This window comes from Micromonospora sp. NPDC047548 (assembly GCF_040642975.1).
Taxonomy (GTDB): Bacteria; Actinomycetota; Actinomycetes; order Mycobacteriales; family Micromonosporaceae; genus Micromonospora.
Genome location: NZ_JBEYTI010000001.1, coordinates 67,103 through 78,936, shown reverse-complemented (window position 1 = coordinate 78,936; position 11,834 = coordinate 67,103). Strand labels below are relative to the sequence as shown.

The window sequence follows — 11,834 nt, the reverse complement described above, 5'->3', positions numbered from 1 at the left end:
ACCGTCAACCCGACGGCCCGCTCAGGGTAACCAACAATGACCTTCCGGTGACAGACCGGAAGCCCGCTCAGCCCACGACGGCCAGGGGGCTCGGGGTCGGGTCGCCGGCGGTGCCGGGGGCCACGGCGGCCGGGTCGGCGCCGAGGTCGACGACCTTGTTGTCGGCGTCGACGTGCACCACCCGGGGGCGGTAGGAACGCGCCTCGGCGTCGTCCAGCTGGCCGTACGAGATGAGGATGACCAGGTCGCCGGGGTGCACCAGGTGCGCCGCCGCGCCGTTGATGCCGATCACACCGCTGCCCCGCTCGCCGGGGATGACGTACGTCTCCAGCCGGGCCCCGTTGGTCACGTCCACGATCGCCACCTGCTCGCCGGGGAGCAGGTCGGCGGCGTCGAGCAGATCCTGGTCCACGGTCACCGAGCCGACGTAGTGCAGGTCGGCCTGGGTCACCGTGGCCCGGTGGATCTTCGACTTGAGCATGGTCCGGAACATCGGGGTGCCTTTCAACAGGTGCGGTGGTGGGGTGGTCAGGAACGGGGGGCGAGCCGGATCGCCAGGTTGTCGATCAGGCGGGTGCCGCCCACCCAGGCCGCGACCAGCAGCCGGGCCGGGCCGGACACCGGGCCCGGCTCCAGGTCGGGGTCGGTGAGCACCAGGTAGTCCAGCCGGGCGCCCGGCCCCACCGCGGCGAACGCGCGGTGCGCGACGGCCAGCACCTCCCCGGCGTCGTGGCCCTGCTCGGCGGCCGCCGCGCCGGCCCGCAGCGCCGCCGACAGGCTCAGCGCGGTCCGCCGCTCGTCCGGGGAGAGGTAGCGGTTACGGCTGGACAGGGCCAACCCGTCCGGTTCGCGGACGGTCGGCACGCCGACCACCTCCACCGGCACGTTCAGGTCGCGGGCCATCCGCCGGGTCAGGGTGAGCTGCTGGTAGTCCTTCTCGCCGAAGAAGGCGAGGTCGGCCCGGGTGAGCTGGAGCAGCTTCATGACCACGGTCAGCACCCCGTGGAAGAAGCCCGGCCGGCTCTGCCCCTCCAGGTCCTCGCCGAGCTGCCCCGGGTTCACCCGGACCGTCGGCTGCCCGTCCGGGTACATGTCCGACACCGAGGGGGCGAACACCACGTCGGCCCCCGCGCGGCGGCAGATCTCCAGGTCCGCGTCGAGGGTGCGCGGGTAGCGGTCGAAATCCTCGTTCGGCCCGAACTGCAACGGGTTGACGAAGATCGTCACGAGCACGTGGTCGGCCCGCTCCCGGGCCGCCCGCAGCAGCGTCTCGTGCCCCGAGTGCAGCGCACCCATGGTCATCACCACGCCCACGGTGCCCTTGAGCCCGTCCCGCGCCTGCGCCAGCTCGACACGGGTGTGCACCAACTCCGTCACAACGTCACCTCAGTTCGCGACTGCGGGGCTCGCAAGATCGGCTCACTCCTCGCGCTCACGCCGCCACCTCCCGATGGATCCCGGCCAGCACGTCGAGCAACGACTCCGCGTCCACCGGCCGCAGCCGACCGGCGGCGATCGCCCGGTCGGCGCTCCGTCGTGCCAACGCCAGGTAGGGGGCCACCGATTCCGGGGCGGTCTCCGCCAGCCGGGCCAGGTGCCGCCGTACGGTGCCCGCGTCGCCCCGGGACACCGGGCCGGTCAGCGCGTCGTCGCCGAGCCGCAGGGCGTTCTCCAGGGCCGCCCGCAGCAGTGGGGCCAGCACCTTCTCCGGGCTCGCCACCCCGGCGTCGCGCAGCCGGTCGGCTGCCTCGTTGACCAGGGTCACCAGGTGGTTCGCGCCGTGCGCCAGCGCCGCGTGGTAGAGCGCGCGGTCCGCCTCGCCGACCCACTCCGGCACCCCGCCCAGGTCGGCGACGAGCCGGGCGGCGAGCGGACGCAGCTCCGCCGGGGCGGTCACGCCGTACGAGATGCCGGCGAGCCGGCCGAGGTCGTCCGGCGTACCCGTGAAGGTCATCGCCGGGTGCAGCGCCAGCGGGCGCGCGCCGACGGCGGCGGCCGGGGCCAGCACGGCCAGGCCGTGCGCGCCGGAGGTGTGCGCGACCACCTGGCCGGGGCGCAGCGCCCCGGTCTCGGCCAGCCCGGCCACCACGCCGGCCAGCGCGTCGTCCGGGACGGCGATCAGCAGCAGGTCGGTGGCGGCGCGGGCGACCGAGGTGGCCGAGCGGTTGCGGGCACCGGGCAGCAGCAGCGCGATCCGGGCCTTCGCGGCCCCGGAGACGCCGGAGGCGGCGACCACCCGGTGGCCGGCGGCGGCGAGCGCCGCGCCCAGCACGGCGCCGACCCGGCCGGCGCCGATGACACCGACGGTGAGCGTGCGCGGAAAGGCGAGCGGGGCGCCGGCAGGGGCGCCACCCGCGGATACGGCGGCCTCGCGCGGGGCGGCCGGACGCGGGCGCAGCGGTGCGCTCATGGCAACGATCCAGTCCTCGAAAGGGGGTACCGGTCGACCGCAAGTATGCGCCGGGGTCACGGAGCCCGAACAAGGATGTGTGAAAACCTTCACCGGCCGCTGGGCGGGGCGTTCCCCGGCGGCGCGGACCGCCCGCCACGGTTACAGTGCCGCGTGTGACGGAACGGGTCGTGGTGGACGAGATCGGGATCCGCACGGAGGACGGAGACCACAGCTTCGGCTGGCCCGACCCGGTGGTGGAGATCTGGCCGCCCCAGCCGGTCGGCGGGTGACCCGCCAGGGGACCCCGCTGTCCTGGCGGGCCGCGATGGACCGGGCGCTCTACGGGCCCGGCGGGTTCTTCGTCGCCGGAGCCGGGCCGGCCGCCCACTTCCGCACCAGCGTGCACGCCTCGCCGATCTTCGCCTCGGCCCTGCTCGGGCTGCTCACCCAGGTCGACGCGGCACTGGGCCATCCTTCCCGGCTGGACGTGGTCGACGTGGGGGCCGGCCGTGGCGAGTTGCTGCGGACCCTCGCTCACGCCATGGAGGGTTCCGCGCGGGGGCCGCTCGCCGATCGGGTACGGCTCGTCGCCGTCGAGATGGCGCCCCGACCCGACGACCTACCCGGGGGGATCGAGTGGGCGCACGAGATCCCGAACGGGATCACCGGACTGCTGGTCGCGACCGAGTGGCTGGACAACGTCCCGCTCGACGTCGCGGTGCGGACGCGGGTCGGCTGGCGGTACCTGCTGGTCGACCCGGCAACGGGTCAGGAGACGGTCGGCGACCCGGTCGATACCGCCGACGCCGGGTGGCTCGACAGGTGGTGGCCCGACTCCAGCCCGATCGACGCGCTGGCCGAGATCGGCCGACCCAGGGACGAGGCCTGGGCCGACGCCGTCGGAAGGATCAACCGAGGGCTGGCGCTGGCCGTGGATTACGGGCACCTGACCGCCGGGCGCCCGGTCGACGGGACCCTGGCCGGGTATCGGGATGGGCGGCAGGTGCCGCCGCTGCCCGACGGGTCCCGCGACGTGACCGCGCACGTCGCCATGGACTCCGTCGCCTCCGCTGGCGGGCGGGTCGCCCGGTGCCCGTACGCGCTGGTGTCGCAGCGGGAGGCGCTGCGGGCGCTCGGGGCCGACGGCGGCCGGCCGCCGCTGAGCCTGGCCACCCGCGACCCGGCCGGCTACCTGCGGGCGCTGGCCGCCGCGTCGGCGGTGGCCGAGCTGACCGACCCGGCCGGCCTCGGCGGGCACTGGTGGCTGCGGCAACCGGTCGGCGTCGACCCGGCGGCGTTCATGGCACGATGACGGGCATGACCACGGACGCCGGCGACCTCCGCGAACTGACCGTCGGCACCGGCGCCGGCCTGGTGGCGGGCACCGCCGGGGAGCAGCTCGGCACCGACATGGTGCTCAACATCGGCCCGCAGCACCCCTCCACGCACGGGGTGCTCCGGCTCAGGCTGGTGCTCGACGGCGAGCGGGTCGTCTCGGCCGAGCCGATCGTCGGCTACATGCACCGGGGCGCGGAGAAGCTCTTCGAGGTCCGCGACTACCGGCAGATCATCGTGCTGGCCAACCGGCACGACTGGCTGTCGGCGTTCTCCAACGAGCTGGGCGTGGTGCTCGCCGTCGAGCGGCTGATGGGCATGGAGGTGCCGGAGCGGGCCACCTGGCTGCGGATGGCCCTCGCCGAGCTGAACCGGGTGCTCAACCACCTGATGTTCCTCGGCTCGTACCCGCTGGAGATCGGCGCGATCACCCCGGTCTTCTACGCGTTCCGCGAGCGGGAGACCCTCCAGGCGGTGATGGAGGAGGTCTCCGGCGGCCGGATCCACTACATGTTCAACCGGGTCGGCGGCCTCAAGGAGGAGGTGCCCGCCGGCTGGACCGGCCGGGCCCGCGCCGCGATCAGCGAGGTCCGCCGGCGGATGCCGGACCTGGACCACCTCATCCGGCGCAACGAGATCTTCCTGGCCCGCACCGTCGGGGTGGGGGTGCTCTCCGCCGCCGACGCCGCCGCGTTCGGCGCGTCCGGGCCGGTCGCCCGCGCCTCCGGCCTCGACCTCGACCTACGCCGCGACGAGCCCTACCTGGCCTACGACCAGCTCGACGTGCCGGTGGTCACCCGCACCGCCGGGGACTGCCACGCCCGCTTCGAGGTGCTGCTCGACCAGGTGTACGCCTCGCTCGACCTCGCCGAGCAGTGCCTGGACCGGGTCGACCGGCTGACCGGGCCGGTGAACACCCGACTGCCCAAGGTGGTCAAGGCCCCCGAGGGGCACACCTACGCGTGGACTGAGAACCCGCTCGGCATCAACGGCTACTACCTGGTGTCCCGCGGCGAGAAGACCCCGTGGCGGCTCAAGCTGCGCACCGCGTCGTACGCGAACGTGCAGGCGCTGGCCACCCTGCTCCCCGGTGCCCTGGTGCCGGACCTGATCGCCATCCTCGGCTCGATGTTCTTCGTGGTCGGCGACATCGACAAGTGACCGGCGGCTGGCCGGACCGGTCAGCGCCAGCGGCCACCGGCACGCGGGGAGTCGTCCTGCGGCGGGTGGCCGTACCGCTCCTCACCGCCCCGCTGCTGGCGGGCGCGCGGCTCCGGCTCGGCCGCCCGCCACGAGTCGACTGGCTCCCGCTGCGCGGGCGGCCGCCACTGGTCGGCCGGCCGCTGGCCCCACGACTCCTCGGCGGGCTGTTGGCCCCGCGCCGGCCCCCGCCACTCGTCCGGCACGGGCACCCCGCCGGCCGGCAGCGCCGCCCGGTCCTCCGGCTCGGCCCAGCCGCCACCCCACTGCTCGGCGGGCCGGCGCGGTTCGTCGTGGCGTACCGAGGCCCACCGGTCCCGCATGCGGAACTCGGCGCCGTCGGCGTGCACCTCCGCGCGGCGCTCACCGATCCGCACCTCGCGGGCCCGCCCGTCGTCGCGCACCTCGGCCCAGCGGTCGCCGGCCCGCGCCCCGGACCAGCTCTCCTCCGCCGGGTACGACCCGCCCGCCCACGACTCGTCGGCGCGGTCGTCGGCGGGGCCCGGCCAGGACCGCTCCTCGGGCTGGCCGCCCGACCGCTCGTCGCGCTGGCCCGGCCAGCCCCGCTCCGCCGGTTCGGCTCGCTCCGGCCAGGAGTTCTCCGCCTCCGCGGCGCCCCAGGACGACTCCTCCGGGGCAGGCGACCAGCGGCCGGCGTACCCGGCGTAGGCGTTGCCGACCGGGTCCGCGCCGTCCACCACGGTGTGCCGGGTGGTCACGTGCACGGTCTCGGTGTGCCGCACCACCGGCCGGCCGCCGGGCTCCGGGGCTGACGCCGGTCCGCGCGACTCGCGGGCCGAGCCGTACACCCCGGCCTGGCCGGCAGCGGGACGCTCCGCGCCGTACCCGCGGCCGGCCAGCTCCTCGTCGTCCAGGTCGGTGGGCGCGCGCCCCCAGGTGGCCGGGGTCTCCTCCGGCGCGGCCGCCCGCCGCCGCCCGCCCGACGCGTGGTCGTGGGCCTCCGGCGCGGGCACCCGGGCCCGGCCGGCGCCGGCCGGCTCCTCGGCGACCGGGCCGGTGATCCCGGCGGCCGCGGCCATGCCGGCCGCCGCCGCGTCCAGCCGGCGACGCAGCCCGGTGACCTGGTCCTCGACCCGCTGGGACTGGTCGAGCGCCTGGTTGCCGCGCTGGGCGGCGGCCACGATCTCGCCCCGCAACTCTCGGCGCAGCTGCTCCAGCTCGTCGAGAAACTCCTCGCCGTGCGGCTGGCCGCCGTCCCCGCGCAGCGCGATCGACAGGCCGATCAGGACCACGGCCATGATGGCCAGTACGGCGGCGAACCGGAGCGGACCGTTGCCGTCGGCGACCAGCAGGATCAACGCCGCGATCGGCGCGATCGCCACACCTATCCAGAACAGGACGGTCAGCAGCTGGGAGTTGTGCTTCTCTGGCGCGACCGGGGCGGGCATGGCTGTGGAGCCTACCGAGAGATGCCCTGGCTGGGAACGGTCCGACAACCCGAATCGGGACGTCAGGGGTGCCGCCGGGCGCGGCCGGCGGGGTGCCGCCGCGCCCGGAACCCGTGGTCAGCTGCTGGCGAGCGCGCCGTCGGAGGAGAAGACCAGGCCGACGCTGGCGGCGCCGGTCTTCAGCGCGTTCTTGGTCTGCGGACCACCGGCGTCCAGCGAGCTGAACGAGCCGGCCTTGAAGTCGTAGACCTGCACCAGACCCGCCTGGCACTTCGGCCGCTGCGGGCATTCCGGCGGCCCGGCCAGCACGGTCGCCTTGCCGGAGCACTTGGCCGCCAGGTCGGAGAGCGTCCTCAGACCGTACTTGTCGGCGAACGCCCTGGTGACGGCGAAGGCGTTCTGGTCCTGGGCGGCCGACGGCGTGCCGAAGGTGATGCCCACCTTGTCGCCGGCGGCCTTCAGCGCGGCCACCGTCCTGTCCAGGTCCGGCGAGGAGACCGGGGTGGCGTTCTGGCCGTTGGCCTTGGTGTTGAGGAACTCGGCCATGGTCGCCGCGTACTCGGGGACGACCTGGATCTCGCCCTTCACCAAGGCCGGCTCGTAAAGCTCCCGGTTGCCGATCGTCTGCACCTTGACCTGGTAACCGGCCGCGGTGAGCACGATGTTGTAGAGCTCGGCCAGGGTCTCGTTCTCGGTGATGTTGGCGGCGCCGACCACGAGCTGCCCGCCGGGGCCCTTGGCGAGGCCGGCGGTGAGGTTGTTGGCCGAGGCGAACTCCCCGGCGGCGGCCTTCGGGGTCTTGCGGTCGACGTCGACGGCCTTGTTGAGCGCGATCAGCTTCGGCGTGTCCAGCGCCGCGGAGACCCTGTCCAGCGCGGCGACGAGTTGCGGGTTGGCCGCGTCGGCGTTGACCGCCGGGATGATGTTGTCGGTGTTCTGGAGCTTCTTGTCGTCGTCCAGGACGACCAGCTGGTCACCGGCGACCGGGGCGCACCCGGCCCCGCTCGCGCCCTGCTCGGGCGCGTCGGTGCCGGAGGACCCGGCGTCCCCGCAGCCAGTGAGCAGACCCGCTGCCGTGATCGCGCCGACTGCGCCGACCGCCAGCCGTGTCCGTACGCGCATGGTGCCCGCCTTCCGTGTCCCGGCGCGGCCCCGTGGGCCGGCCGCGTGTCCGACGGGCGATCCGATCGGCCGCCCGCAACTCCAGCCAATATCCTCCGGGCCGGACCGACAAACTTTGCGCGGGGTTCGTCACCGGATCGTCATCCGCCCGCCTGGTTTCCGGCGATCGCGGCCGCCGCCCGCCGGTCGGCCCGAGTCCGGGCCCGCCGCAGCGGGCGCGGGGTGACGGCGCGCTCGACCAGCGCCAACATCCCCTCGACCAGCAGCGCCAGCCCGGCAACCAGCACGCCGCCGGCGATGATCTGGCCACCACCGGCCGCGATGTCCAGCCCGAAGCCGGCCCGGATGATCTGACCGAGCCCGCCGCCGTTGACGAACGAGGCGAGCGCCGCGGTGGCGACCACCTGCACCGCGGCGGTCCGGAACCCGGCCGCCAGGTACGGCACCGCCAGCGGCAGCTCCACCCGGCGCAGCACCTGACCCCCGGACAGCCCCATCCCCCGGGCCGCGTCCCGGGCCTCCGGGTCGGCCTGCCGCACCCCCGTGTACGCGTTGGCCAGCAGCGGCGGCACCGCGAAGACGGCCAGCGCCACCACCACGGCCGGCCGGCCGAACCCGAGGAAGGTCAGCGGCAGGATGGTCAGCAGCGCCAGGGTGGGGATCGACAGCGTGACGTTGGAGATCAGCAGGACCAGCCCACCGCCGCGACCGGTGTGCCCGAGCCACAGCCCGATCGGCCAGGCCACCAGGCAGCCCAGCAGCACCGCGGCGGCGGACATGCTCAGGTGCTCGCCGAGCCGGTCCAGGACGCCGCCCGGGTTCGTCCAGTTCAACGGGTCGTTGAGCCAGACCACCGCCTGTTCGACGGGATTCATGGCCGCCCTCCGTCCGTGCCGGTCACCCGGTCCGCCCCCGCAGCCATGGCGTGAGCAGCCGGCCCACCCCGGCGAGGAACAGGTCCAGCACCAGGGCGAGCAGGACGCAGAGCAGCGTCCCGGTCATGATCTGGGCCTTGTAGAAGTTGTTCTGGAAGCCGGCGAAGATGAGCTGCCCCAGGCCGCCACGACCGACCACCACCCCGACCGTGACCAGGGCGACCGTCGAGACGGTGGCGAGGCGTACCCCGGTGAGGATGCCGGGCAGGGCCAGCGGCAGGTCGATCCGGAACAGCCGCGCCCAGCGGCCGTACCCCATGCCCTCGGCCGCGTCGCGGACCTCGGGGGGCACCTGGTTCAGCCCGGCCACCGCGTTGCGCACGATCACCAGCAGCGCGTACAGCACCACCACTGTGAGCACGGTCACCGCGCCGATGCCCAGGTACGGGGCGATGAAGGCGAACAGCGCCAGCGACGGGACCGTGTACAGCACACCGGTGAGTGCGAGAATCGGGCCGGCGAGGCCCCGGAACCAGTACGCCACCACCGCCAGCGGCAGGGCCACCAGGGCGGCGATCAGCACCGCCCGCGCGGTCAGCGAGGCGTGCTCGCGCAGCGCGGCGAGGACCGTGTCAGAGTTGTCCCGCACGTACTGCCAGGAGAACCACGGGTTACCCGGGTCGGCCCGGTAGTTGAGGTGGAGGGACACACGTGGACGTTACCCCGGGCACCACCGACGACGCCGGACACGGCGCGGCGTCGATCACCCTGGACGGCATCCGCAAGCGCTACCCGGACGGCACGGAGGCGGTGCGCGAGCTGAGCCTGGAGGTCAAGGCCGGCGAGCTGGTGGTGCTGATCGGCCCCTCGGGCTGCGGGAAGTCAACCGTGCTGCGGATGGTCAACCGGCTGATCGAACCGACCGGCGGCCGGATCCTCCTCGGCGACGAGGACATCACCCGGGTCGACCCGGTCAAGCTGCGCCGCCGCATCGGCTACGTGATCCAGAACGTCGGGCTCTTCCCGCACCAGACGGTGCGCGCCAACGTGGGCACCGTGCCCCGGCTGCTCGGCTGGCCGAAGGAGCGGATCCGCCGCCGCGCCGACGAGCTGCTGGACCTGGTCGGGCTCGACCCCGCGCAGTTCGGCCGCCGCTACCCGCACGAGCTCTCCGGCGGGCAGCGGCAGCGGGTCGGGGTGGCCCGGGCGCTCGCCGCCGACCCGGTGGTGCTGCTGATGGACGAGCCGTTCTCGGCGGTCGACCCGATCGTCCGGACCCGGTTGCAGGAGGAGTTCCTCCGGCTCCAGGCCGAGGTCCGCAAGACCATCGTGCTGGTCACCCACGACCTGGACGAGGCGGTCCGGCTCGGCGACCGGATCGCGGTGCTCTCCGAGGGGGGCCGGCTGGAGCAGTACGACACCCCGGCCGCCCTGCTCGGCGCCCCCACCTCGCCGTTCGTCCGCGAGTTCGTCGGCGCGGACCGGGGCATCCGCCGGCTGGTGGTCACCCCGGTGTCCCGGGACACGCTCGCCCCGCTGCCGGACGGCGCCGCTGGCCTGCCCGCGCTGCCGCTCGGCGGTTCGGCGTACGACGCGCTGGCCGCGATGCTGACCGCCGGCTCGGACGCGGTCGTGGTGACCGCCGACGGCGAGCCGGTCGGCGCGCTCAGCCGGGCCCGGGTGCTCGAGCTCGGGCAGACCGGCATCTGAGGCCGCCCCGCCGGCCGGTCCACCCACGGTTCGCTGTGGAGCTGATGTCGCAGCCGATTCAGCGGCGACGGTGCCGCCCCGGCGGGAAGATCAAGCCCGGCCGGCGGTCAGTGCTTCATCAGGTAGTCGATGAACGCCGCCCTCAGCAGCGGCGCCGACTCCTCGTAGCCGTGGCCGGTCAGCTCCCGCCACAGCGCCGAGGCCTCGTCGATGGTCGGGCCGACCGAGTTGGGCGCCCCGTCCAGCGCGGCGGCCTCGTCGGCGTTCGGCAGGTGCCGCAGCACCGACCAGAAGAAGCCCACGTCGCGGCGCGCCCGGGCCAGCGCGAAGGCCCGCTCCCGCAGCTCCTCGGTGGAGAGCGCGTCGAGCTCGTCGAAGGTGCGGCCGGTACCGGCGGAAGGAGTCTCGCTCATGCCCGCGAGCCTAACCGGCGAGATCACCTGCAGCCCGCCGGACGCGGCACACCCCGGGCCTCACCGGTCGTCGGCGCCCCAGTGGCGCGGCCCGGTCTCCCAGCGGGGAGCCTCCCACGGGTCCGGTGGGGTCCCGGTCGACTGGGCCGGCAGCGCGGGCGGCCAGTTGTCGGCCGGGCTCGGCCGGGGCAGCGACCAGCCGGAGCTGATCATGCCGTCACCCGCCGGAGCGAACTCGGCCACCTCACCGGTCGCTGCGCGCGGTCGCCCGCACGCCTCGACCAGCCGGGTCACCACCAGCCCGGCGCCCAGCGCCGCCCCGCCGACGGTCCACCGGCCGACCGTCCAGCCGTGCGTGGTGGCCCAGGCCAGGAAGACCACGACCACGCCCACCGCGAGCAGGGTGCCGAAGATCCCGCCGCGCCGGCCGTACGCACTGGTGCCGCCGAGCATCGCCACGCCGACCGCCAGCAACGTCCAGTCCAGCCCCGACGTCGGCATGACCGGGCCGGCGGCGTTGGCGGCGAGCAGCACCCCGGCCAGCATGGCGAGCACGGTGGAGCCGACCAGCGCCGCGGCGGTGACCAGGGCCGCCACCATGCCCCGGCGGCGAGCCGGGTCGGCCACCGGCCGGAACCGGCCGACCACCCGCCGGACCGCCCGGATCGCGCCGAAGACCCCACCCAGCACGGCAACCGCCGCGAACCCGGCGAAGAGGTAGAAGGCGGTGCGGTGCGGGTCGTAGTCGGCCTGCACGGCGACCGGGGCGGTACGCCGCTCGATGTAGACGATCACGCCCGCGGCGGCGGCGAGGCTGGCCGCCCAGCCGGGCACGTGCAGCACCACCACGGCCAGGGCCAGGGCCAGGCCGCCGACGGCAGCGGCCAGCAGGGCCGGGGTCAGCGCCGCCGCGGCACCCCGGTCGCCCTGCTCGGCGAAGTGCAGCGCGGCGGCCACCGCGACCGGCCCGACCGCCAGGTTCACCGCCGCGGTGCGCAGGCTCAGCCCGGCGGCGAGGGCGAGCAGGCCGAGCGCGACCACGTCGACCAGGAGGGTGCGCAGCCCGTCGCCGCGCAGCGCGTCGGCGTCCTCCCGACCGAGCAGGAGGACCACGGCGACCAGGCTGACCAGGAGGACCGTCTCCCACACCAGATGCACGGCGACCCGGTCCCGGCCCGGCTCACCGTGCGCGGGATCGTCGAAGACGTTCTCCAGCACGGCGGCGGGCACGCCCGGTACGGGCTCCGCCGACCCGGCCCGGCCTGGTTCGTCGTACGCCATGCCGCGCGCCTCCCACGTGGCCGGCCGTCCTCGTCGACGGTCGTCTGCACTCCGGTCGCCAGGGACGGTACCTGCGCACGCGGCCGGGCGTAACCCC

The 11,834-nt window shown here is 75.0% G+C and carries 12 protein-coding genes; 3 read left to right on the top strand and 9 right to left on the bottom strand.

The features are described 5' to 3' along the window. Window positions 1-67: 67 nt before the first annotated feature. From panD to ABZ807_RS00340, 3 genes are read right to left on the bottom strand one after another with little or no spacing between them, the layout of a single operon-like run. The gene (gene panD / locus ABZ807_RS00350) at window positions 68-493 is read right to left on the bottom strand and encodes an aspartate 1-decarboxylase (protein WP_357150952.1); all 426 of its coding nucleotides are present in this window, start codon (window positions 491-493) and stop codon (window positions 68-70) included. A 35-nt stretch (window positions 494-528) separates the two neighbouring features. Continuing rightward, entirely contained in the window at window positions 529-1,377 is an 849-nt protein-coding gene (gene panC / locus ABZ807_RS00345; RefSeq protein WP_357150950.1) for a pantoate--beta-alanine ligase, read from the bottom strand. A 55-nt stretch (window positions 1,378-1,432) separates the two neighbouring features. Then, complete coding sequence (locus ABZ807_RS00340) at window positions 1,433-2,410, bottom strand: Rossmann-like and DUF2520 domain-containing protein (protein WP_357150948.1); 978 nt, start codon at window positions 2,408-2,410, stop codon at window positions 1,433-1,435. 307 nt (window positions 2,411-2,717) lie between these two features. Between ABZ807_RS00340 and ABZ807_RS00335 the strand changes: the two genes are divergently transcribed. Both ABZ807_RS00335 and ABZ807_RS00330 read left to right on the top strand, forming a co-directional pair. Then, window positions 2,718-3,704: an SAM-dependent methyltransferase gene (locus ABZ807_RS00335; RefSeq protein WP_357151453.1), complete on the top strand. Its 987-nt coding sequence runs from the start codon at window positions 2,718-2,720 to the stop codon at window positions 3,702-3,704. Further along, complete coding sequence (locus ABZ807_RS00330; RefSeq protein ID WP_357150946.1) at window positions 3,701-4,888, top strand: NADH-quinone oxidoreductase subunit D; 1,188 nt, start codon at window positions 3,701-3,703, stop codon at window positions 4,886-4,888. The genes ABZ807_RS00335 and ABZ807_RS00330 overlap by 4 nt, the downstream gene beginning before the upstream one ends. 20 nt (window positions 4,889-4,908) lie before the next feature. Here the strand turns inward: ABZ807_RS00330 and ABZ807_RS00325 are convergent, their stop codons facing one another. The 4 genes from ABZ807_RS00325 to ABZ807_RS00310 form a co-directional block, all read right to left on the bottom strand. Continuing rightward, the gene (locus tag ABZ807_RS00325; RefSeq protein WP_357150944.1) at window positions 4,909-6,336 is read right to left on the bottom strand and encodes a hypothetical protein; all 1,428 of its coding nucleotides are present in this window, start codon (window positions 6,334-6,336) and stop codon (window positions 4,909-4,911) included. A 117-nt stretch (window positions 6,337-6,453) separates the two neighbouring features. Further along, window positions 6,454-7,458 (bottom strand): glycine betaine ABC transporter substrate-binding protein, encoded by a 1,005-nt coding sequence (locus ABZ807_RS00320; protein ID WP_357150942.1) that lies wholly within the window; start codon window positions 7,456-7,458, stop codon window positions 6,454-6,456. 140 nt (window positions 7,459-7,598) lie between these two features. Further along, window positions 7,599-8,333, bottom strand: coding sequence for an ABC transporter permease subunit (locus ABZ807_RS00315; RefSeq protein WP_357150940.1), 735 nt, complete (start codon window positions 8,331-8,333; stop codon window positions 7,599-7,601). Between the two features lie 22 nt (window positions 8,334-8,355). Then, the gene (locus ABZ807_RS00310) at window positions 8,356-9,042 is read right to left on the bottom strand and encodes an ABC transporter permease (RefSeq protein ID WP_357150938.1); all 687 of its coding nucleotides are present in this window, start codon (window positions 9,040-9,042) and stop codon (window positions 8,356-8,358) included. 2 nt (window positions 9,043-9,044) lie between these two features. On the opposite strand from ABZ807_RS00310, the gene ABZ807_RS00305 reads away from it, so the two are divergent. Beyond that, on the top strand, window positions 9,045-10,043 hold the full coding sequence (locus ABZ807_RS00305; RefSeq protein ID WP_357150936.1) for an ATP-binding cassette domain-containing protein: 999 nt from the start codon (window positions 9,045-9,047) through the stop codon (window positions 10,041-10,043). 107 nt (window positions 10,044-10,150) lie between these two features. Here the strand turns inward: ABZ807_RS00305 and ABZ807_RS00300 are convergent, their stop codons facing one another. Both ABZ807_RS00300 and ABZ807_RS00295 read right to left on the bottom strand, forming a co-directional pair. After that, the gene (locus tag ABZ807_RS00300) at window positions 10,151-10,456 is read right to left on the bottom strand and encodes a hypothetical protein (protein ID WP_357150934.1); all 306 of its coding nucleotides are present in this window, start codon (window positions 10,454-10,456) and stop codon (window positions 10,151-10,153) included. Between the two features lie 60 nt (window positions 10,457-10,516). Next, window positions 10,517-11,737, bottom strand: a complete 1,221-nt coding sequence (locus ABZ807_RS00295; RefSeq protein ID WP_357150932.1) for an ABC transporter permease — start codon at window positions 11,735-11,737, stop codon at window positions 10,517-10,519. Window positions 11,738-11,834 lie beyond the last annotated feature (97 nt).